Genomic DNA, 22,961 nt, shown 5'->3' on the forward strand with positions numbered 1-22,961 from the left:
TTTGCCAACGGGCTTGGCGAAAGAATGACGCGACAGCGGGTAGAGATGGATTCATGGAAAAACCTTAAAGATCGAGCACCAGTCGAGCGCTCCTGGCACGCGAGCAGCAAGGCGTGAATTGGTCGTTGCGGGCTCGCTCGGCATCGGTCAAGAACATGTCGCGATGGTCCGGCACGCCCGCCAACACGCGCGTGATGCAGGTGCCGCAGATGCCCTGCTCGCAAGACAACGGGATGTCGATACCGGCCTCCAGCAGTACCTGGGCAACGCTAAGCGCGGCGGGCACCTGGAAACACTGGCCGGTGCTAGCCAGCTGCACCTCGAAGCCGCCCGCCTCACCCGCCGGGACGGCGGCGGCGGTAAAGTACTCACGGTGCAGTTGCGCCTCGGCCCAACCCTGCTCACGCGCAGTGCCGAGCACGTGCTCCATGAAGCCATTGGGGCCACAGACATACAGATGACGGTCACTGGCTGGCGCGGATAAAACCCAAGCGCTGTCGAGGCGTTGGGATTCCTCGCCATCGTCCACATGAACGTGCACGCAATCGGCGAACGCCGAATGGCGGATGTGCTCGATAAAAGCCATGCGCCCGGCCGAACGACCACAGTAGTGCAGCTCAAAAGGTGCGCCGATCCGCGCCAGGCGCTCGGCCATGCAGAGGATCGGCGTAATACCGATACCGCCAGCGAACAGCACGCTGTACCCCGCCGCATGCTCCAACGGGAACAGGTTGCGTGGCTCGCTGATACGCAGCCGGCTGCCTTCGTGCACGTGCTCGTGCATGGCCTGCGAACCGCCACGAGACGCCGGGTCGAGCAATACGCCCAACAGGTAGCGGTGGCGTTCTTCCGGGTGATTGCACAGTGAGTACTGGCGCACCAGGCCATTGGGCAGGTGCACGTCGATATGCGAGCCGGCACTGAAAGCAGGCAGCATGGAACCCTCGACCGGAGCCAGTTCAAAACTGTAGATGCCTTCGGCTTCGCGACGCTTGCGGGTCACAACGACATCGATCATCACCGGGTACCCACTGACTGTTGTGCGGCCACCCGCTCCGACTCGATCAACCGACGCAGGACACGCCGGCAACGCACGGCCCCTGCATCGACTGGCAGCAGCACAGGGTTGAGGCCCAGCAATTCAACCTCGCCAATCTGACGCTGCTGAGCTTCGACCATGGGTTTATCTTCACCGGCGAAAATACCGATCAACATGTTCTGGACGAAGGCATTCAACTGCTCATTGTGCTGCTCGAAATTGCGCGTATTGGCAAAGAAGTAATGGGTGTTCGCCGCGTCCTGCGGGGTCATCAGATGCAGGTTCCATGTCACGGCCCCCTCCTCCCTCGGGCGCCCTGGCGCAGTGGCACCGCTGCCCAGCAGCATCAGGCCAGGTGCGTGCCAGATGACCTCGGCCCAGACGTCCGCTCGAGTCGGGTCTTCAAGATGAGCGCCGAAAGCCGGTGGAGGGACGTCATCAGGCGCCCACCAACTGATGCGCACGCGATCGTTGGGCAACTCCTCGATGCTGGCGCGCGTGCGTGACAACGCTCCACCACCCAGCGTATCGGGGTGCAGGAAGTCAACGTGGCTCAAGTCCATGATGTTGTCGGCCAATAGCTCGTAGTGCGCGCGGGTTGGCAAATATCCATGCCCCTTGGCATGGGGTAGCGCCTGTTCAAAAAAGGAAAAGTCGGGGATCAGCGCATCGCTGGCCAGGGTTGGCTCGCCAGGCCAGACCCAGATCGCCCCATGGCGCTCAACGGCGGGGAAGGAGCGAACACAGGCGGCCTTGGGGATATTCCCATCGCCATGGGGGTTGTGAGTGCATTGGCCACTGCCATCGAAACGCAAGCCGTGGTACGGACACTGAACGCTGTCGCCGACAATCTTGCCCATGTGCAGCGGGGCAAAACGGTGAGGGCAGCGATCAGCCAGAGCCTGGATGGCGCCCTGGCTATCGCGAAAGAACACAATGGGGCGCTCGACAATGGTTCTGCCAAGCATCTCGCCTTGCGCCAGCTCGTCCGCCCACCCAGCGATGTACCAGGTGTTGAGCAAATAACTCATGATGTTCTCCTCGTTTTCTTATTTTGATAAACGTCGAATGGGCCGGATCAGCTATCAGGGTCCACGGCGACAGTGGCGGGAAAAGCTACCCCGCGGCCACGCAGCCGAATGCACGCCAAGGCCACCAATAGTTGAAGGCCCGCAACGATCCCCAGCGCGGTTGGCAAAGCGCTGCTCACCCCACCGGTAATCGCCAGCACCACCAGCGGGCTGGAGAACTCACCGGCAAAGAACATCGCCGTGAAGCCGCCGACGGCGCGACCGCGCTGCTGGAAGTCGATCTGGGCCATGATCCAGGTGAGCAGGGTCGGCATCATCAAGCCGATGCCCAGGCCGTTGATCAGCACGGCGATCACCACCAGTCCATGACTGTCGGCCACCGCCAGCAGCCCGCCACCGATACCGGCCGCGACGAAGGCCAGGAATACCTGTCGGTACGCCGCTACCCCCCTGAACAAACGGAAACTCAGGGCGCCGATCAGTACGCCGAACTGACTGGCGCCCATGGTCATGCCGATCTGCTGCGACCCTTCGACATGCAGCAGGTTGAGCAGGTAACCGACTTGTACCGGCACGATAAACAGGCTCAAGCCAGCCAGGAATGACAGGGCATACAACGGAGCCAGGGGGCGCCAGGAGAATGCGCTCTTCACCGCCGCTGTCGCCGTGACGACCTGGGCGCGCGGTTCCCACAGCAACCAGACCATCAGCGGCAGAAACACCAGCCCTAGCCCATACAGGGCAAACGGGGTGCGCCAGCCGTGCTCGCCGAGCACGCCGCCCACAGCAATGAAAATCGCCGCCGACAACGAGGTCGCAACCATTTGCAGGGCGAACATGCGTTCACGCCGCGCGCCGCTGTAGTAGTCGCCCATCATCGTGGTGCAGCAGGTCATGATCGCCGCCTCCGCCACGCCGATGCCGGCCCGGCTGATAACGATGACCTGCAGCGAGTCCAGCCATAGCGGCAACACGCCACAAAGGGTGTAGAGAAACATCGCACCGATCAGCAACGGCTTGCGCCCGAGCCGGTCGGCGATGATCCCGGCCACAGGTGCCAACAGCGCAATCATCAACGCCGGTAGCGTCAGGGCAATGGGCACCAGCACGGCCACACCCGCAGAGTCAACGAAGTGCTCCTGCATACGCGGCAGTATGGGGGCCAGCAGCACCGCGCCGAGCACCGGCAGGCAACTGCCAAGCAACAGCAACAACGACTGTGGCAAACCTGCCTGGCGTTCAACGCTCATCGTGCACCTCCGATGGTTGGGCCGCGCAGAACGCCATGCCAAAGGCGCTCAAGCCGGCGATAAGGTCAAGCCATAGAGGCTGCTGGAACAGATACATACGAGGCATGGCAACGTCCTTTCTTGTTGTTATGGCGCGACCGGATTAGCCGCCGCAGAAACTGTCTTCTTGCACGATGAGTGCTGCCCACTGGTGGGTTCCTCGGCGGTGGCGGGCGTCAGCACCGCACTCACCAGGCAACGGGGCTCCTCCGAGGATTTGTGCCCAACCGGCCCCTTGCTCATACGCTTGCTCGGCAACAGGAAGTGGGCCAGGGCCGGCAACAGCACCAGCGCACCGACCATGTTCCAGACGAACATGAAGGCCAGCAGCACGCCCATGTCGGCCTGGAACTTGATCGGCGAAAACATCCAGGTGGCCACGCCGATCGCCAGGGTCACACCGGTCAGCATCACCACCTTGCCGGTGGACAGCAGTGCCCGGTAATACGCCTGCGACAGGCTTGTGCCCTGGCGCATATGACCGAGCAGGATGCTCATCACGTACAACGCATAGTCGACGCCGATGCCCACGCCAAGGGCGATCACCGGCAGGGTCGCGACCTTGACGCCGATGTTCAGCCAGACCATCAGCGCCTCACAGAGGATCGATGTGAGCATCAGCGGAATCACCGCACAAATCGTGGCGCGCCAGGAACGGAAGGTGATCAGGCAGAGCAGGATCACTGCGCCGTAGACCCAGAACAGCATTTCGCGATTGGCCTGCTTGACGACAATGTTGGTCGCCGCCTCGATCCCGGCATTGCCAGCGGCCAGGAGGAACTGGACCTCGTCGGTATTGTTCGCCGCAGCGAACTGTTCGACGTGATCCACCAGGCGGTTGAGGGTTTGCGCCTTGTGGTCGGAGAGGTAGACGTACAGTGTCAGCAGGCTGCAGTCTTCGTTGTAGAGCCCGCGCGGCGCACCGGCGGTGACCATGTTGAGCATCGCCTGGTTGTTCTGTAGCTCATACCACTTCGGGCTGCCTTCGCTGAGGCCGACCAGCATCCGGCGGTTAAGCAGCGCCAGCGAGTTGGTCGAATCGACCCCTGGCAAGGTGCGCAACTGCCAGTCGAGGGCGTCGACCTTGCGCAGGATGTCGTAGCGCGAACAAGCGCTGGCTGGCGTCTTGACCATGACTGCGAACAGATCGCTGCTGGCACCGTAGTGATGGGTCAGAAACGCATCATCCTGGTTGTAGCGCGAGTCGGCCCGCAACTCGGGCGCGCCGGCATCGAGATCACCGATATTCAATTGCAGGCTGACCACGAAGCCGACCGTCGCCAGTGCCAGGCTCAGGGCAATGCACAACGCCGCCCAGCGCCGCTGGGTGAACAGGTCGAGAAAGCGCCAGAAGCCGTGGCGACTCAGGCCGGCCTGTTCAGCATGCTCGCTTTTGAGACTCAGACGCGCGGCGCGGCGGCTGACACCAACATAGGAGAGCAATACCGGCAGCAGGATCAAATTGGTGAAGATCAGCACCGCCACGCCGATACTGGCGATCATCGCCAGGTCCTGGATCACCTGGATCTTGATGATCATCAGCACCGCAAAGCCGACCGCATCGCAGAGCAGCGCGGTGAGGCCGGCGAGAAACAGGCGGCGGAAGGTGAAGCGCGCGGCGACCACGCGGTGCATGCCACGACCGATGTCCTGCATGATGCCGTTCATCTTCTGGGCGCCATGGCTCATGCCAATGGCAAACACCAGGAACGGCACCAGCACCGAATAGGGATCCAGTTGATAGCCCAGCAGCGGCAGCAGGCCAAGCTGCCAGACCACCGCCACCAGTGAGCAGAACACCACCAGCAAGGTGCTGCGGATGCAGCGGGTATACCAGTAGAGCACCACGGCGGTGATCAGAATGGCCACGGCAAAGAACATCAGGATCTGCCGCAGACCGGCGATCAAGTCACCGACTTTCTTGGCGAAACCGGTGATACGAATGTCGATGCTGTCGCTCTGGTATTGGCTGCGTAGCGACTCCAGTTGTTGCGACAGCCTGGTGTAGTCCAACGGTTGGCCGTCGGGGGTGCGCTGCAGCAGGGGCACATGGATGATGCTCGATGCCTGATCGAACGCCACCAACTGGCCGATCTCGTTGGACAGTTGCACATTGCGCCGCAATGCCGCGAGGCTGGCGGCGCCGCCATCGTAGTTGTCCGGAATGACCGGCCCACCGTCCAGGCCCGCTTCGGTCACCGCCACCCAGCGCGTGGCCGGCGTCCACAGCGACTTCATGTACGCACGGTCGACACCGGGCAACAGATAGATCTTGTCGCTCAACGCCTGCAGGGTCTTGAGGTAGGCGCTGTCGTAGATGTCGCCCCGCTTGTTGACCACCGCGATGCGCACCGCGTTGCCCAGCCCACTCAGCTCCTGCTGGTGCTCAAGGTAGTTGGCGATATAGGGATGATGGGTGGGGATCATTTTTTCGAAACTGGCATTGAGCTCGACACGACTGGACTGCCAACCCAGTACCAGCGTGGTCGCCAGGCACAGCAGCAACACCCACAGGCGATGATTGAACAGTGCTCGTTCGAGCACCGAGCCGGAACGCGGATCAAAGTCTTCGAACGCATTCGCAGGGGGCTGGGGGAATTTGCTAGGGGACGTCATAACCTCACTCCGCAACGGCAATCGATGGCTGCGCAATACGCTGCAGCCCGGTGAAACCGGCAACGATCAGGCTGCCATCGGCGGCCTCGACCAGACTTGAAACGGGCCTCCCCAGGGGCTTGCCCAGTGGCAGCAGCGCCGCCCCGGTCTGCTCGCCATTGAGAAACAGCGCACCACTCTGGTTGACCAGCAGCACCTGGCCGTCGGCCAGGCGCGTAGCGTCATTGAAGGAAATCGGCAGAGGGACGGACAGGTGCTGGAAGCTTTCGCCCCCATCATTGGAGATAAAGGCGTTGCCCCTCAGGCCGCCAACCAGCAGGGCGCCATCGGCGCGGCTCTGCAAGGTGAAGAAACTGCCTTCATAGGGACTTTCCAATGGGCTGAACGAAACTGCATCGTCGTCCGAGCGCGCCAGGTAACCCTGCTCGCCAGCCAGGAACCAGCGCGTTCCCTGGTGACTGATGGCGTACAAGTGCATCCCGTTCGGGTTGGCGATATGCCCCATCAGCGACTGCCACGTGGCACCGCCATCGGTGGTCCACAGTGCCAGGCCGTAGGCGCCGACGATCAGCCCGTGTTGGGCATCGATGAATTCGAGTGCCAGGAAGGGTTTGTCCGCCCCATCGGCGACGAGACGCTCGGCATTTTGTACTCGTACCGATGCGTCATCCGGGTTGGCTGCCGTGGCCTGGTCGGCCTTGGCCGCGTCCAGTTCGAGCTGTGCCGCACGCGCGCCGTCGAGTTGCAGCGCCCAGTGCTCGCCACCATCGTGCGTGGCCAATACCACGCCCGCGTGACCGACTGCCCAGCCATTGCGTGCATCGACGAACTGCACTGCCGTCAGGCTCACCGATACCGGCACCGAGGCCTGATGCCAGCTTTGCCCGTTGTCATCGGAGAGCAGCACCAGGCCGCGCTCGCCCACGGCCACCAGACGTGTGCCGGCCCGCGCCAGATCGATCAATACGCTTTTCTGCGCGGCCGGCACCGGCATGGCCGGGGTGCTCAGTGGCGCGCCCACGGCAGTCGGCCCTGCCAGGCACTCACTCGTGGCGAAGGGCAAATACAGGGCCAAGAGCACAGCGCCCGCCTGACGAATTCTGTTCATAACCTACCTCGGAAAAACACTCGCATCCCAAGGACAGGCCGACAGGCCTGCCCTTCACTCTGCGCTCAGACTTAACGCACGCCGCGCCCGGCCATCGCCGCTGGCGAGAACTCCGAGGCCTTGTAGCGATCGACCTCGTGATACTGCTCCGGCAATCCGGCGTAGACGTTCTGGATAAACCAGGCCCCCGAAGTCAGGTCATAAAAACCGGCAGACAGTTGCACCACGGCTGGCAAGTCGGGCAGTACGGAAGGCAGGGACCAGAGGGTCTTGGCCAGTTGGCCGCTGGCGTCCCAACGGTCGCCGAGCAGGGCTTGCCAGCTGTCTTCGTCGAGGTAGTAGCGACCTTTGGGCAACTGGTGACGCTTGCCGGCAGCCAACGTCGACTCGACGACCCAGACGCGGTGCAACTCCCAGCGCACGTAGTCAGGATTCAGATGGTGCTTGGCGAACAGGTCTTGCGGCTGGGCGGCGGCCTGCATCTTGTTGGTGTTGTACGGAACATACATTTCCTGCTTGCCCACCAGTTTCCAGTCGAACCGGTCCGTACGTCCCTGCCACACGAACAGTTCGTCGAAGGACATGACCCCGGCAGTGGAAGGCGTAGGGGTATCGCAGCAGGCGTTGGGCAGCGTGCGCACCCGGCGTTGACCGGCCAGATAGACATGGGCCTGGGATTTGTCGCCGTTGATGTTCTCACGCCCCAGGATCTGCTCACCGGCGCGAATCGCCGGGCCGAGATTGACAAAGCGCACCTGCCAATAATCACCCGAGTAATTTTCAGGGCCGCCTTCCTGGAAGTAGTAGGGCATTTCCTGGGTCAACAGGCCGTCGCTGGTCATCACCTGGTTGCCGTCGGCCGTCATCAGATAGTGGCGAAAATGTCCCGCCACCGAGGTGCCGCGCCAGTTCAACAAGTGATTCCAAATGGCTTCGGTACCGTTCTGTGGAATCGGAAACGGAATCCCGCCAAAGGCGCCGTCGGGGATCAGGCCAGCGCTGCTGTCGACCAGTTTGGCGCGGGTCGCATTCTTGAGCGTGTTGTCATAGACCCACTGCGGCGCGGCCGCCGTACGCCGGGTTGGATAGACGTCGATGCGATAGGTGTCCGGGAAGCGCTTGAACAACTCCTTGGTGCCGTCGCTGAGCTTGTCGGCGTACTTCGCCACGTTTTGCGCGGTGATGCTGAACAAGGGTTTGTCCGCGGCAAACGGATCGCCGCGCTTACCCCCGGAACGTAGCCCGGATCGACCTTGGTGTAGCCACCGTCCCAGGCCGGGATGCTGCCATCGGCATTACCGGCTTTCTCGGCACCGAAAGGCGTCAGGGTCTTGCCCAGCGCGGCAGCCTGTTCGGCGCTGGCGGCCAAGACCATCGGCGCGGCAGCGGCCAGCAGGGTTAAGCACAAGGCCTTTAGAGTGAACTGAATGGTCATGCGCAAATCCTCTTAGAACGTGGTCTTGACGGAGAAAGCCAGGTAATCCCGGTCCTTCAACGACTGCTTGTAATTGAACTGGCTGGCGGCGTTGAGGCTGGTGTCCTCGGGCCCGTAAAAGTGGGTGTAGGTCAGTCCCACGGTCACTTGGTCCAGGTAGGTGGCGGAGACACCGATGTTCATATCCCCTCCTCTATCCGGGCCAAACCCGCTGATCACAGCCGACTTGCCCATGGGGAAATAACTGATGCCCAGCGGCACGCTGATATCCACGCCCGGGAAGAACTGGCGATAGGTGGGCGTGTAAACCAGCTTCAGACCGAGGCCGTCATCGGTGGCGTTAGGGTCCAGGGCTGCGCGGTTCCTGGTCACGGCCAGCAGGCGGTTCCAGGCCACTTCCCCTGTCAGGCTGGCTTCATTGGCGACGAAGGAAGGGCCCAGCGATGCCAGGACGTTGAGGTTGACGTGAGCCGTACGGCCGACGGCATAGAGGGCGTCATCGTTGTTGTCCGCCGCGACGCCCGGCAGGACGGTCTGGGCGTTGGACACCAGCGGCATGTTCCAGCGCATCGATGCCTCGCCGGCAAAGCTGTACTCGTCCACGGAGGTCGCGAAGCTGGCGCCCAGGACACGGATATCTTCCGGGTAGACCCAGGAATATTCGCCGACTTGCCCGGTACTGAAATTCGGCCCGGTGGCATTCGGCTTCAAGTACAACGTTGGGGTTTTCTCGTGATATTGGAGCGCGTACAGACCGTAATCCGTCGTCCCGGTGTTGTACTTGAGCTGCAGGCCACCTTGGCCGGAGCTCCTGGCCTTTTTGTCCTTGCCATGGAAAAACGCGGCCGGGCTGTTGGCATTCCCACCCAGGAAATCCGGGAATGGCCCGCCAGTGATCAGCCGTTCATTGCCGTCGCCGATGGTATCGCTGGTGGAGAAGTAGCTGCCGGCGCCCGGCAAGCGGGTGGCTTCCCACTCCAACTGGTAGAAGGCGCCCAATGAAACGTCATCGGTCAGTTGGTAGGCGGTCGAGAGCTGGTTGACCGGCCGGGTGATTTCCTTGAATTGGGTGTTGGGCACCGATTGCGCCTTGACCACGTCCACCGGCGCCATGGCTCCGGCGATGCCGTTGCCGCCGAAGAACAGGCTCTCGCCCCAGATCAGGCCGTGGCGCCCCGCGCGAACCGATAAGGCACGCTCGGCCAGTTCACCGTTCCAGTAGACAAAGGCATCCAGCAGTTCACCGTCACCACCGTGCAGTTGACGGGTGTCGCTGGTGAATTCGTCAAAACCCACCGAACGTTGGTTGGCACTGGCCGCGTCGTTATTGTCGTTGCGGTCCTGGTAGACGGTGTCGTACCAGGCCGCACCGCTCAGACGGGCACCGAAGTTGTGAAAACCGATGTCCAGTTCGGAAAGAATATCCAGGCGATTGGAGATCAGCCCCTTCTTGAAGTTGTGATCGCCGTCATTCTGGTTCAGCGCCGTCTGGCCCTCGCTGAGTTTGCTGCTGGGGTCCTTCAGGCGCCAGGCCGCGCTGTACTTGAGCGTATTGTCCCAGCGCAAGCTGAGGTCGGGATTGCCGGTATCGATCTGAAATGCCTGGGCAGTTGAAGCGCCAAGCCCCAGGCTGGCCGCAAGGGTCAGAGTGAAGGGGACGCGCCGTGACGCAGCGATCTTGCGAGTAGCCATCGAAGTAACCCTCTTTATTGTTGTTGTATGTCAGCTCTTCTGATGAACAGCGCCCGCCGTCGAGCCAGGCCAAGCCTGCACGGGCATGAAACATCCATGGGAGAGCGAAATCAGTCCTAGCGGTGCCTCAAATGGGCTCGGCCGTGACCTCGAGCATCCGCCGGACCAGGCCGATCCGGTCGAAGCCGCTGTCGTGGGCCATTTCCTTTTCACCGGCCAGCACCGAGGCTTCGCTGATGAATTTGCAGCGCTGATAACGGCGCGCCATGAAGCGTTCGAGCTGCTGCTCAACGCTGCCACCGGCAACCAGCTCTTCGCCGAGCACGACAGCATCTTCAATGGCCATGCCGGCACCCTGGCCCAGATGTGGCGTCGTGGCGTGCACCGCATCGCCAATCAGCACGACACGGCCGCGGTACCAGGGCTCGCTGACGAACACCACCTCCAACGGCTTGTAGATCACCTGCTCGCTGTCGCGGATCTGCTCGCGCAACTCGCCGATCAGGCCGGTGAAACCATCCAGGCGCTGGCGCATCTGGGTCGCCAGCGTGGCGGGATCCATCCTGGGGTTGGCGGGTTCATGGGAGGTGACGAACATGTACATCTGATCGCGCCCCAGCGGCACCAGCCCGGCATTGCCGGCGGGCCCCTGGAAGGTGGCCAGATGATCGATTCCAGCTGGACGCGGCAAGTTGTAGCGCCACACCGCTTGACCGGTGAAACGCGGCTGGTACTGCTCGCCGAACAGCAAACCGCGTACCTGGGAGTACAGGCCATCGGCTCCCACGACCAGGTCGTAACGGCCGCGACTGCCATCGGTGAACAGCACATCAACAGCCTCGTCCACCTGCTCCAGGGTTTGCACGCTCAAGCCCAGGCGAATCGAGGCGCCCAGGGCAATGGTGGTTTGGCTGAGGACTTGATGCAGGGCCAGGCGCGAGATGCCAACGTTGGCCGGATATTCCGGGCCAGCCAGGCGCTGGCCGGGAATTCGCGCCCGCTGTTCACCGGCAGTGCTATAGATGGTCACATCTTCGAACGCGTAGGCGGCATCCAGATAGCCGTCCAACACACCCAACTTGGCCATCTCGCGCACGACATTGCTCTGCTGGATGATGCCGACGCCGTAGACAGTCCATTGTGTCTTGAGCTCGACAAGATTGACTTCGATGCCCTGGCGACGCAAAGCGATTGCGGCGCATAGACCACCGATACCACCACCGACAATAAGCACTTTTTTCACTGAGTTCATGCTTGTCTCACTCTTATTCTTGTTATTCACGCAAGCGTTCTGCCGGAGCGATCCCAGGCTGCACCCACGGCTGTTTCTGCACGCATTCGCTACCGCGTTGTGTTCACTTTCTCGGCAAAGCAGGCGTTTGACTAATCGCATGTAGGGATACGATGTATCAGCAACCGCGATACGTTAACTAAGGTGCACACGCCTCCAATTGACCCGCCTCGAGCACCAGCCAGTCGGCCTGCGCCTGCCATTTCAAAGCACTCAGGCGTTCGCCCAGACACGGCCCGTAGACGCACAGGCCACTGTCCGGAAGGAACCGGGCACCGTGGGCGTAACAGACGATCTGGCTGCCATCGACACTGAGAAAACGATCCTTGCGGTACTCCAGGCGCACCTGCAGATGCGGGCAACTGTTGCGATAGACCCGCACCTCGCCGCCATGGCGCAGGGCAAACACGCTGTCCTGCCCTGTGTCCAGAGGATCGAATCCGCGGGCCTGCCCTTCGAGCAATTCATCCAGGCGACATAGCGCAAGGGCGTCGTGACTCATGGACGAACTCCGCACTCAGGCCTGCTTGGGCGGCGGACCGCTCGGGAACCATTTTTCCCTGGACGTGAACAGGAACAATTGCGAGTTGTCCGCCGACAACGGCGCCTGGCGCGCTTGCCAGGCGTCATCGTGCTTGTCCATGTCGGCGTCGTATTCGATGTGGCAGCCCAACGGGCTGTTGAAGTACCAGAACCAGTTGGAGCCGAAGAGGTGACGGCCCGGGCCCCAGAAGCTGGTCCAGCCTTGCTGTTCGAAACGGCGCCCGGCCAGCAGCACTTCCGTGCCGCTGCCCATGTGAAAGGTGAAATGCTCGCAACCCTTCATGTGCGGTGGCGTCTGGATCATGAACAGGCAATGGTGGTCATCGGAACCGGCCGGACGCATGAACGGGCCAGCGCCAACGAAGGTGTCGGTGGTCATGAAGCCCAGGCGCTTGTAAAAGGCTTCGGCCTTCAGCGCATCCGGCACGAAATACACCACATGGGAAAGGGTGCGTGGCAGGGCCTGCATGTCGGGGGTGATGCCCGGTTGGTTGACCGGGCGCTGAGGGGCATGGCCCGGTGCATTGGTCAAGTCGGCTGGCGCGCTGTACGGGCGCCGCACACTGATCTGAAAACCAATGGCGAACCCCATGTCGTCAACACTGTGCACGGAGCCATCGGCACCGCGGGTCACCAGGCGATCGCGCCCCAGCTCATCGGCGATGGCCTCGAGATCCGCCCCGCTGGCCACGCCATAAATGGTTTCACGAATCGAGGGTGCAGGCCCGATGGCCGCCGGCAGACTGGCATCGTCAGCCCGGCGGATAATCACGGCAGTGCCGTCGAGGGCTTCAAAACGACCGCCCTCGCTGTCGACATCGACAGGTTGCAGGCCGTAGTCACGCAGGCAATGGGTACAGGCTTGAATGTCGTCGACGCCAAAAATCAAGGCATCAAGGCCAATGATGTTCATTGAGTTACCACTCCATTGTAATTATTCAGCGCAGGCCAGCACCCCGTTTACGAGAGCCGTGCCAGGCGAAGCGCTGCCGAGGCGGGTCTTGGAGTCGATCAAGCGTCACGGCCAACCGACTGTGGGCCGATACTGAAGGGGCGAAAACTCACTGACTAATCGCTTGTCAGGATGTGACCTATCGGCAAACGCAATACCTGGCTGCGCAGCGCCAAACGACGCGAAAAAACACAAAGACGTCGATCGACACATCTCGTCAGGGGGCTTGACTGCGCGATAGGAAGGTCGGAAGGTATTTACAAAATAAATACAAGAATCGAGACCGCCATGCGTTTTAACCACCTGGATCTCAATCTCCTGGTGGCGCTTGATGTGTTACTGGAAGAGCAGAACATCACCCGCGCCGCCGAACGCCTGCACATGACCCAATCCGCCACCAGCGGCGTACTGGGCAGGTTGCGCCTCTACTTCGAAGACGAACTGCTGGCGCAGGTCGGGCGCAAGATGCAGCCCACGCCCTATGCCCGTGAACTGGCGGCGCCAGTGCGCCAGATACTGCTGACGATCCAGTCCTCGATCACCGCCAAACCGGTGTTCGACCCCGCCACCAGCAAGCGCCATTTCCGCCTGATCACCTCGGACTACCTGATCAGCGTCCTGTTTGCCCGGGTCATCCAGAAGATCTACCTGGAAGCCCCGCACATCACCTTCGAACTGCTGGGCCCCGGCGACACCTCCACCGAGCTGCTGATGCGCGGCGAGGCCGACATGATGATCGTGCCTGAGCACTACCTCATCGAAGGCCACCCATCGCTCTTACTGTTCGAAGAAGAGCACGTTTGCGTGGTGTGGGACGGCAACACCCAAGTGGGCGACAGCATCACCCTCGATCAGTACATCGAGATGGGTCATGTCTCGGTGATTTTTGGTCGCAACCGACAACTGAGCGTCGAAGAATGGCTGATGGCCCAGTACGGTTTCACGCGTCGCATGGAAGTGGTGACCCACGACTTCAACACCTTGCCGCAGTTGATCGTCGGCACCCAACGCGTCGCCACCATGCTCCAGCGCATGGCCAGGCTCTACGCCAACTACCTGCCACTGCGCATCTTGCAGCCGCCGGTGAAAATCCCGGTGATGCGTGAGTTCATGCTCTGGCATCGCACCATGGACGGGGATCCGATGCACCGTTGGCTGCGAGCGAAAATCAGTCAAATCATCAATGAGCTGGAGCAGTAGCCGCTTCCCTTGCCCGGAACCGGATCAGGTTCGGAAATGCCCGACGGCCGCCTTGAGCTCACCGCTAACCTGCTGCAAGTCGGCCGTGGAGACTTGCAGTTGCTGGCTTTCCCTGGCGCTGCCCTCGGCCACTTCACGCACCCGCGTCATACTCTGGCTGACTTGCTCGGCCACCACGCTCTGCTGTTCGGCAGCCGCGGCAATCTGCTGGTTCATCTGCTCGATGCTGGACACCGCCCGGGTGATCCGCGCCAGCGCCTGGGAAGCTTGCGCGGCAAGCACCACCGTTTCATCGCTCAACACATGGCTGCCTTGCAAACGCTCGGCGGCTTGTTGGGCGACACTGCTCAGACGAACGATCAACCCTTCGATTTCCGTGGTCGAACGCTGGGTGCGCCGTGCCAGGCCGCGCACCTCATCGGCAACCACGGCGAAACCACGACCATGTTCGCCAGCACGCGCCGCTTCGATGGCGGCGTTGAGGGCCAGCAGGTTGGTCTGCTCGGCCACCGCCTTGATGACATCGAGCACACCACCGATCGCTGCGCTCTCCACCAGCAACGAGCGCATGGCTTGCGCGCAGCCACTCATTTCCACGGCCAGATGGTCGATCTTGTCACCCGCCTGGCGCACCAGCTCATCGCCCTCACGCGCCTGCTCGTCGGCATGCGCCACCGCTGCGCTGGCCTCACCCGCATTGCGGGCAACCTCCTGCGCCGTGGCGGCCATCTGTTGCATGGCGGTGGCGGCCAGTTCGGTTTCCTGGCGTTGGTGCTCGACACCTCGGCTGTTGTTCTGGGTCACCTCGGCCAGGCTGCCGGCCATGCCGTTGAGCGAGCCAACACCACGGTCGATGCGCCCGACCAAGGCACGCAAACTGCCTAGCATGCTGCCCACTGTGCCCAACAGCTGCCCCAGTTCATCACGACGAACGCTGTCTGGTGGCGGATCACTCAGATCCCCCGCTGCCACGCGCTGGACCAACTGCACGGCCTGGCGCAGCGGCTGCACAATCAAATGGCGGATCAGCAGGCTGGCCCCGATCCCCAAGGCCAGCGCCAGAAAAGTGATCAAGCCCAATTGGCGATCGGCATTGCGATTATCGTCCAGTACCGCCTGCCTTTGCTGTTCATCAGCCAGGGCCAACAGCTTGCTCACCTGCTCGGTTTGCGCGTTCATCGCTGCACTGCTCTGCGTGCTTTGCCCACGGCTGCCGACGAACTCGACGAAAGCCTTGCGGTAGTCGCCCAGGGCCGTGCTTGCCTCCTGCAGCGACTCGCCTTGCAGCTCGCCAAGATCAAGCGCTTGCATGGCGGCCAGCAGGTCACTCATGCTCATTTCCCAGTCACTGCGGTAACGTTCCTCGCCATCGAGCGAATAATACAGTTCACTGTCACGCAGCTTGGCGAGCTTGTCGCGCAATGCAGCGGTCTGCTCGAGCAGCACCATCTGATTGCTGGTCGGGGGTGTGCCCTGCCCCAACCGGGTGTTAAGCGCATCCAGTTGATCGAGAAACAGCAGAGTGAAACTGTCGCCTGCGGTCTGCGCCAGCGTCTGCATGCGCAGGCGGGCTTCGCGAGCCCGACGCAACGAATCGGCATAGCCGAGAAACTGCTCCAGATAAGCGCTGGCGGCCGTGCGCACGGTGGCGTGCGATGCGCTATTGGCCGGTTCTTCATCCAGATGCTGGCTCAGTTTCCCGATCGTCTCGCGCACCTGCTCAAGATGCTGCGGAGCAAGGTCCAGGGCGAAGGCTTTTTCGTCGATGCGGGCACGCAGGATCAATGCCTGGATCGATGACTCCTGGCGCGATTGCTCAGCACGCTGCTGCAACACACCCAAAGAACGAAAAGCAGTGGCCGCTACCCCCAGGGTAACCAGCAACACCAGGCCAAAACCCAGCGACAGCTTGGCGCCCACCGATAAATCGCCAAGCACACGGCTCAGTACAGGCATGTCCAACTCCTCCCACGGTAGTGCAAACACGTCCAGCCCTTGGCACCCAGGCTGATCGCTGGGCCGCAATTAGACTCACTCATTTGCCGATACCTTATTCTTGTTGTTATGCGCGCCCAGGGCTCCAGCCAATCGCGCGGTGTAGCGCCAACTCTAGTGAGTCGTCCCTCAACGACACCAATCGCATCCCGCGTTATGAGCAATCGCAAAGTACGATGATAGGTATCTGGATTTGCTGCTTGAGCTGTGAGTAGAAAACCCTTAGGCCAATGACACAGACGCTCTATCGCCGTTCGCAATACCACCCATCCCGACTTGCGATTGGCCAAACAATTGCCCTCCCCTTAGCCTGCTTCGAACCGCCAGGTCGGGCTGTCACCCGCTCCGGACCTGGCTGCCTGCCTTTGCTTGCACAAGGACAATAACAATCATGTTCCGCTACTTCCCGACCAACTACGTGTGGAATCTTTCCGTCGACCTCGCCATTGAAATGGGTGCCCGCATCGGCGAAATCGAAGAAATGTGCGCGCCGCTACAGGAGGCCGCCAAGCAGCCGGACGCCGCCGGCAGCAAGGCCTTCCGTGATACCTGGGCAAAAATGGCCGACAAGCTTTGCGGCTTGGCTGAAGAAGACGAAGCCAAAGGCCGAATGTTGTCAGCCGGCGAAAAATACAACCGCGCCGCGACCTATTACCTGAGCTGCGAACGCCTGCAGGCCCACGGTGCCCCGGCCGGACGGAGCTGTACCAGCGCTTTCTTCACACCTTCCAGCGCGGTATCGAACTGGCGCAAGAAAACTGCGAGCGCGTTGAAATCCCTTACGAAGGCAAACACATTTCCGGGTTGCTGGTTCGCGCCGAAGGCGTCAGCGGCCCGGCGCCGATTCTGGTGCAGGTCAATGGACTGGACTCCACCAAAGAAATGAAATATCGCGTCGGCCTACCCGCCTGGCTGGCCAAACGTGGCGTGTCGTCGCTGGTCATCGACCAGCCGGGCACCGGCGAAGCCCTGCGCCTGCATAACCTGACGGCGCGTTTTGACAGCGAACATTGGGCCAGTCGGGTAGTGGACTGGCTGGAAACCCGCAGCGATGTCGACGCCAAACGCATCGGCATGGAAGGCGTGTCGCTCGGCGGCTATTACTGCCCGCGCGCGGTAGCCTTCGAACCGCGCTTCGCCTGCGGGGTTGTCTGGGGGGCCAACCATGACTGGCGTGATGTACAGAAGCGGCGCATGGAAAAAGAAGGCAGCTTCCCGGTTCCGCATTACTGGTCGCATGTGGCCTGGGTATGGGGCGCCAAGGACACCGAGCAATTCATGGCCATCGCCGAGAATGTCCACCTGGACGGCATACTGGATCGCATCAAGGTGCCGTTCCTCGTCACCCACGGTGAAAAGGACTCGCAGATTCCATTGAAGTGGGCGCACCGTACCTACGAGCAGTTGGTCAACAGCCCTAAGCGCGAGCTGAAAATATTCACCGAACGCGAAGGCGGCGTCCAACATTCGAGCTTCGATAACAGTATCAATGCCGGTCATTACATCGCCGACTGGGTCGCTGAAGTGCTTGGGGGCGGACCGCGTGATGGGTGTGTTCCAGCCCCTAGGGTTGCGAGCCGTGGTTGAATGACGCAATGAAGCCAGGCACTCCTCTTGTGGCGAGGGGATTTATCCCCTCGCCACAAGAGGAGTGCCTATAAGAGTATTAGGGCTTCAAGCCAGCTGGCTACGCAGTTGCCGCGCCGCCGCCACCATGTTCACCAACGCCGCTTCCGTCTCCGGCCACGCCCGGGTTTTCAGCCCGCAATCAGGGTTGATCCACAACCGCTCGGCGGGAATCCGCTTCACTGCCTTACTCATCAGCGCGACCATCTCCGCCGTGTCCGGCACCCGTGGCGAGTGGATGTCGTAGACGCCCGGGCCAATGTCGTTGGGGTAATCGAACGCCTCGAACGCCTCGAGCAGTTCCATGTCCGAACGCGAAGTTTCGATGGTGATGACGTCGGCATCCATGGCCGCGATGGCCTGGATCACGTCGTTGAATTCGCTGTAGCACATGTGGGTATGGATCTGGGTTTCGTCAGCCACTCCCGATGCACTCAAGCGGAAAGCCTCCACGGCCCAGTCCAGGTACTCCTGCCATTGCCCGCGACGCAGCGGCAAACCTTCGCGGAACGCCGCCTCGTCGATCTGCACGATCTTGATCCCGGCCTTTTCCAGGTCCAGCACTTCGTCACGCAAGGCCAGGGCCAGTTGGCGGGCCTGGATTTGACGCGAGACGTCCTCGCGCGGGAACGACCACATCAGCATGGTCACGGGACCGGTGAGCATGCCTTTCATGACCTTGTCGGTCAGGCTTTGCGCATAGCGGATCCAGTCGACGGTCATGGCGCTCGGCCGGCTGATGTCGCCGTAGATGATCGCCGGTTTCACGCAACGCGAGCCGTAGCTCTGCACCCAACCGAAACGGGTGAAGGCGTAGCCGTCCAGTTGCTCGGCGAAGTACTCCACCATGTCGTTGCGCTCGGCTTCACCGTGCACCAGTACGTCCAGGCCCAGGCGCTCCTGGATCTGCACTGCATGGCGGATCTCGGTGTGCATGGCGTCCTGATAATCATTGGCCGACAGCTTGCCCTGCTTATAGGCCTGACGCGCCAGGCGAATTGCCGGGGTCTGCGGGAAGGAGCCGATAGAGGTGGTGGGAAACGTAGGCAGTTGCAACCGGGCACGCTGCTGTTCGATGCGCTTGGCAAACGGCGAACGCCGCTGGCTGTCCTGTGGCCCGATAGCCGCCAGACGAGCCTGAACCTCGGCTTTGTGAATCCGCGGGGAGCCGGCACGGCGGGTTTGCACGTCACGACTGATGGCCAGGGCCTGCTGTACGCCGGGGGCCTGCGGATCGTTGAGCGCATCGCGCAACACCGCCACTTCACCGCACTTTTGCACGGCGAAGGCCAGCCAGCTCTTGAGCTCGGGATCGAGCCGGTCTTCACGCTCCAGATCCACCGGGCTATGCAGCAATGAGCAAGACGTGCTGACCCAGAGGTTGTCGCCAAAACGTTCCTGGGCCGGTTGCAACTGCGCCAGCGCCTGTTCCAGTTCGCAGCGCCAGACGTTGCGACCATTGACCAGGCCCACCGACAGAATCTTGTAGGTCGGCAGGCGGTCCAGTACCTGGCCCAGTTGCTCCGGCGCACGCACGGCGTCAATGTGCAAACCGTCCACCGGCAGGCTCACCGCCAGGCCGAGGTTGTCTTCCAGGCCACTGAAATAAGTCGCCACCAGTTTTTTCAGCGGCGAGTACTGAAGAATGTGATAGGCCCGTTCGAACGCGCTTCTCCAGGCCAGGGGCAGGTCGAGGGTGAGGATCGGTTCGTCGATCTGCACCCACTCCACGCCTTGGGCCTTGAGGCGATTGAGGATTTCACCGTAGACCGGCAGCAGACGCTCCAGCAGCTCGAGCTTGTCGAACTCCACCCCCTTGGCCTTGCCCAGCCACAGGTAGGTCAGCGGGCCGATGATTACAGGCTTGACCTGATGTCCCAAGGCGAGGGCCTCGTCGACTTCGTCGAACAGTTGCTCCCAGCTCAGGGCGAAAGTCTGGTCGGCGGAAAACTCCGGGACCAGGTAGTGGTAGTTGGTGTCGAACCACTTGGTCAGCTCCTGGGCGTATTGCGCCTGACCGTGCTCGGCGCCGCAGCAGGCGGTCGTGGCACCACGGGCCATGGCGAACAAGGTGTCGAGGGTCGGTTTACCCTGGGTATCCAGGGTGCTGTGGAAACGCGGCGGAACGGCGCCCAGGGTCAAGGTGTGGCCGAGCACCTGGTCATACCAGGCAAAGTCGCCAACCGGCAGCAGATCGATACCAGCGTCTTTTTGCAGTTGCCAGTGCCGGGCCCGCAGCTCGCGGCCCACCGCTTGCAACGCGGCCGGCGCCAGATCGCCCTTCCAATAGGCTTCGAGGGCTTTTTTCAGTTCGCGGTCGGCGCCGATGCGGGGAAAACCGAGGGTATGGGCCAGGGCCATGGTGTGTGTCCTCCTGTAAAAGATGGCGCCATTGTCGACAGCCGAGCCTACATGAGACAAACTCAACCTTTTCGTGTTGATCACAAGTTTTCCTCATGGAGGCCGCCGTGCTTGAAATCCGCCACCTCAAGACCCTGCACGCATTGCGCGAGGCCGACAGCCTGGTGGAAGCCGCCGAACGCCTGCACCTTACCCAGTCCGCCCTCTCCCACCAGTTCAAGGAACTGGAGGAACGCCTGGGCATGCAGTTGTTCGTGCGCAAGACCAAACCCGTGCGCTTCACCAGCGCCGGCCTGCGCCTGCTGCAACTGGCCGACGCCACCCTGCCGCTGCTGCGCAGCGCCGAGCGAGACATCGGGCGGCTGGCCGGTGGCACCGCCGGGCGTTTGCACATGGCGATCGAATGCCACAGTTGCTTTCAGTGGCTGATGCCGACCATCGACCAGTTTCGCGACGCCTGGCCGGAAGTTGAACTGGACCTGGCTTCAGGCTTTGCCTTCGCCCCGCTGCCGGCCCTGGCCCGGGGTGACCTGGACCTGGTGGTCACCTCCGACCCGCTGGAACTGGCCGGCATCACCTACGTGCCGCTGTTCACCTACGAGGCGATGCTGGCCGTGGCCAACCAGCATCGCCTGGCGGGCAAGCCCTACGTCGTGCCGGAAGACCTGATCAGCGAAACCCTGATCACCTATCCGGTGGAACGGGACCGGCTGGACATCTTCACCCGCTTCCTGGAGCCGGCCGACATCGAACCGGCCCAGGTGCGCACCTCCGAACTGACGGTGATGATGATGCAACTGGTGGCCAGCGGCCGAGGTGTGTGCGGCATGCCGCACTGGGCGCTGCATGAATACAGCTCACGGGGTTATGTGAAGGCCAAGCGGCTGGGGGAGAAAGGCTTGTTTGCCACGCTGTATGCGGCGGTGCGTACCGACATGCTCGACGCGCCATACATGCGCGACTTTTTGCTGACGGCCAAGGACACGTCGTTTTCCACGTTGGACGGGGTCAGTGCCGTTCGGTGATACCGCGTTGCGCCTATCGCGAGCAAGCTCCCACAGGGGATTTGTGTTGTGAACACTATCGATGCCACCCAGCAAATCCCTGTGGGAGCGAGCTTGCTCGCGATGGCGGTGTGTCGGTGGGGTTAGAGCTCGAGCCACATGTGGATCTTGTCGAGGTATTCATCGCCCACCCGTATCGCCATGGGTTCGAGGCCGTACAGTACGAAACCGCAGCGCTGGTAGAGCTTGACGGCCGGGTCGTTGCCGGCGGTGACGGTCAGTTGCACCAGGCGCAAAAAGCTGTGGCGACGGGCTTCGTCGAGGGCGGCCTGTACCAGTTGGAAACCGAGCCCCCGATGGCAATGGGTAGCGGTGACGTACATGCCGAACAGCATTGCCTTGTGCCGGGCCTTTTCCCGAGACTCCAGGGCCAACCCGACAATGCCGACCAGTTCACTCTCGACAAACGCCCCCAACAACACATCAAACCGGCTGGTCAGGCGCGACTCCCACCAATTGATGGGCAGCGCCGCCCGTTCGTTGAAATGGGAGGTGAAGGCCTGCGGGTGAAGCGCGTAAGCCTGGAGCATCAGCTCGCGATACGCCTGGGCATCGCCCGCCCGCAGCCGTCGAATGTTCACGCCGAACGCCGTTGCTCAAGCATCAGGCGCAACGCCAGTGCACCCAGCACAAACCCCATGAAGTAACGCTGGGCGGCCAGCCAGGTAGGGTTGTGGACAAACCACGAGGCAATGCCGGCGGCGAACAGGGCAATCAGCAGGTTGACGCTGAAACTGACGCTGATCTGGGTCAGCCCCAGAATGATGCTCTGGGTGAACAGCGAACCGTGTTCCGGGCTGATGAATTGCGGGAACACCGAGAGGTAAAACACCGCGATCTTTGGATTCAGGGCACTGGTAAGAAAACCCATGGTGATCAACTTACGCGTCGAGTCCGCAGGCAGTTGCTGGGCCTCGAAAGGCGAACGCGCCCCGGGCTTCACGGCCTGCCAAGCCAACCAGAGCAGGTACAGCGCGCCGGCCCATTTCAACACTTCATAGGCCACCGGCACTGCCAGGAACACCGCCGTCAGCCCCACCGCCGCGGCGAACATGTGCACGAAAAATCCGGCCACCACCCCTAGCAAGGAAGTCACGCCGGCCTTGCGGCCCTGGCAGATCGAACGGGAAATCAGGTAGATCATGTTCGGGCCGGGCGTGAGCACCATCAACAACGCCGCGGCGGCAAAAACCAGCAGGTCCGGCAATGGAATCATGAGCATCAATCCTTGAGTCAGCAGGTCACGAGATGTGTGGCTCGATAAAACGGCAGGATCACCTCGCCTGTCAATGGCGCCAACACAAGATCGCTGTCGCCGGCCGGGTCGATCCAGCGCACTTCCTCGATTTCAGCAGCAGGAGACACCGGGACGTCGATACTCAGCAAAAACACTTCGGCCTGCACGGTAAAACCCGGCTCGTTGGCGGCTGGGGCGCTGAACAGGCCCAGGTAACGGGCTTGTGCCGGGTCGATCGTCAGGCCAAGTTCCTCTTCCAGCTCCCGCGCCAGGGCCTGGACCGGTTGTTCATGGGCCTCGATCTTGCCACCCGGCTGCATGAAGGCCCGAGTGCCGCGCTTGCGCACCAGCAGGGTATGACCGTCAGGCCCGATCAACAGGGCGGCGGCTATGCGGATAAGGGAAGTGGTCATGGGTGATCGAAGCCTTGGGCGGGAAAATGCCGGGGAGATTACAGGCCAGGGGGAGCGAGGGCAAAGCCT

The 22,961-nt window shown here is 61.8% G+C and carries 16 protein-coding genes and 2 pseudogenes; 3 read left to right on the forward strand and 15 right to left on the reverse strand.

Annotation, left to right across the window (positions count from 1 at the left end):
• Window positions 1–64 precede the first annotated feature (64 nt).
• From J9870_RS23415 to J9870_RS23460, 10 genes and pseudogenes are all read right to left on the reverse strand, one after another.
• Window positions 65–1,018, reverse strand: a complete 954-nt coding sequence (locus J9870_RS23415; protein WP_210640529.1) for a PDR/VanB family oxidoreductase — start codon at window positions 1,016–1,018, stop codon at window positions 65–67.
• The gene (locus J9870_RS23420; RefSeq protein ID WP_210640530.1) at window positions 1,018–2,070 is read right to left on the reverse strand and encodes an aromatic ring-hydroxylating dioxygenase subunit alpha; all 1,053 of its coding nucleotides are present in this window, start codon (window positions 2,068–2,070) and stop codon (window positions 1,018–1,020) included. Before J9870_RS23420 ends, J9870_RS23415 begins: the two co-directional genes overlap by 1 nt.
• A gap of 47 nt (window positions 2,071–2,117) precedes the next feature.
• A complete protein-coding gene (locus J9870_RS23425; protein WP_210640532.1) occupies window positions 2,118–3,320 on the reverse strand; it encodes an MFS transporter in 1,203 nt (400 codons plus the stop codon).
• A 126-nt stretch (window positions 3,321–3,446) separates the two neighbouring features.
• Window positions 3,447–5,975 (reverse strand): MMPL family transporter, encoded by a 2,529-nt coding sequence (locus tag J9870_RS23430; protein WP_246883047.1) that lies wholly within the window; start codon window positions 5,973–5,975, stop codon window positions 3,447–3,449.
• A gap of 4 nt (window positions 5,976–5,979) precedes the next feature.
• Window positions 5,980–7,083 carry a YCF48-related protein gene (locus J9870_RS23435; protein ID WP_210640534.1) on the reverse strand — a complete coding sequence of 368 codons (1,104 nt, stop codon included), beginning with the start codon at window positions 7,081–7,083 and terminating at the stop codon, window positions 5,980–5,982.
• Window positions 7,084–7,154: 71 nt separating this feature from the next.
• Window positions 7,155–8,518: pseudogene (locus J9870_RS23440) on the reverse strand (DUF1329 domain-containing protein).
• Between the two features lie 12 nt (window positions 8,519–8,530).
• Entirely contained in the window at window positions 8,531–10,210 is a 1,680-nt protein-coding gene (locus tag J9870_RS23445) for a DUF1302 domain-containing protein (protein ID WP_210640536.1), read from the reverse strand.
• 127 nt (window positions 10,211–10,337) lie between these two features.
• Window positions 10,338–11,462 carry an FAD-dependent oxidoreductase gene (locus J9870_RS23450; protein ID WP_210640538.1) on the reverse strand — a complete coding sequence of 375 codons (1,125 nt, stop codon included), beginning with the start codon at window positions 11,460–11,462 and terminating at the stop codon, window positions 10,338–10,340.
• Window positions 11,463–11,640: 178 nt separating this feature from the next.
• Window positions 11,641–12,003: a Rieske 2Fe-2S domain-containing protein gene (locus J9870_RS23455; protein WP_210640544.1), complete on the reverse strand. Its 363-nt coding sequence runs from the start codon at window positions 12,001–12,003 to the stop codon at window positions 11,641–11,643.
• 15 nt (window positions 12,004–12,018) lie between these two features.
• Window positions 12,019–12,957 (reverse strand): VOC family protein, encoded by a 939-nt coding sequence (locus tag J9870_RS23460; RefSeq protein ID WP_210640546.1) that lies wholly within the window; start codon window positions 12,955–12,957, stop codon window positions 12,019–12,021.
• 327 nt (window positions 12,958–13,284) lie between these two features.
• Between J9870_RS23460 and J9870_RS23465 the strand changes: the two genes are divergently transcribed.
• On the forward strand, window positions 13,285–14,196 hold the full coding sequence (locus J9870_RS23465) for a LysR family transcriptional regulator (protein ID WP_210640548.1): 912 nt from the start codon (window positions 13,285–13,287) through the stop codon (window positions 14,194–14,196).
• 24 nt (window positions 14,197–14,220) lie between these two features.
• Here J9870_RS23465 and J9870_RS23470 read toward each other — a convergent pair whose 3' ends face one another.
• Complete coding sequence (locus J9870_RS23470; protein WP_210640550.1) at window positions 14,221–16,152, reverse strand: methyl-accepting chemotaxis protein; 1,932 nt, start codon at window positions 16,150–16,152, stop codon at window positions 14,221–14,223.
• 430 nt (window positions 16,153–16,582) lie between these two features.
• On the opposite strand from J9870_RS23470, the pseudogene J9870_RS23475 reads away from it, so the two are divergent.
• Window positions 16,583–17,778: pseudogene (locus J9870_RS23475) on the forward strand (prolyl oligopeptidase family serine peptidase).
• 87 nt (window positions 17,779–17,865) lie between these two features.
• On the opposite strand, the gene metE reads toward J9870_RS23475, so the two are convergent.
• Entirely contained in the window at window positions 17,866–20,178 is a 2,313-nt protein-coding gene (gene metE, locus J9870_RS23480) for a 5-methyltetrahydropteroyltriglutamate--homocysteine S-methyltransferase (protein WP_210640552.1), read from the reverse strand.
• A gap of 107 nt (window positions 20,179–20,285) precedes the next feature.
• On the opposite strand from metE, the gene metR reads away from it, so the two are divergent.
• Window positions 20,286–21,203 carry a transcriptional regulator MetR gene (gene metR, locus J9870_RS23485; RefSeq protein WP_210640553.1) on the forward strand — a complete coding sequence of 306 codons (918 nt, stop codon included), beginning with the start codon at window positions 20,286–20,288 and terminating at the stop codon, window positions 21,201–21,203.
• Window positions 21,204–21,325: 122 nt separating this feature from the next.
• Here the strand turns inward: metR and J9870_RS23490 are convergent, their stop codons facing one another.
• From J9870_RS23490 to J9870_RS23500, 3 genes are read right to left on the reverse strand one after another with little or no spacing between them, the layout of a single operon-like run.
• On the reverse strand, window positions 21,326–21,823 hold the full coding sequence (locus J9870_RS23490; protein WP_210640555.1) for a GNAT family N-acetyltransferase: 498 nt from the start codon (window positions 21,821–21,823) through the stop codon (window positions 21,326–21,328).
• A complete protein-coding gene (locus tag J9870_RS23495) occupies window positions 21,820–22,458 on the reverse strand; it encodes a LysE family translocator (RefSeq protein ID WP_210640557.1) in 639 nt (212 codons plus the stop codon). Before J9870_RS23495 ends, J9870_RS23490 begins: the two co-directional genes overlap by 4 nt.
• Window positions 22,459–22,475: 17 nt before the next feature.
• Window positions 22,476–22,892: an NUDIX domain-containing protein gene (locus J9870_RS23500; RefSeq protein ID WP_210640559.1), complete on the reverse strand. Its 417-nt coding sequence runs from the start codon at window positions 22,890–22,892 to the stop codon at window positions 22,476–22,478.
• Window positions 22,893–22,961: the final 69 nt, after the last annotated feature.

This window comes from Pseudomonas sp. Tri1 (assembly GCF_017968885.1).
GTDB lineage: Bacteria > Pseudomonadota > Gammaproteobacteria > Pseudomonadales > Pseudomonadaceae > Aquipseudomonas.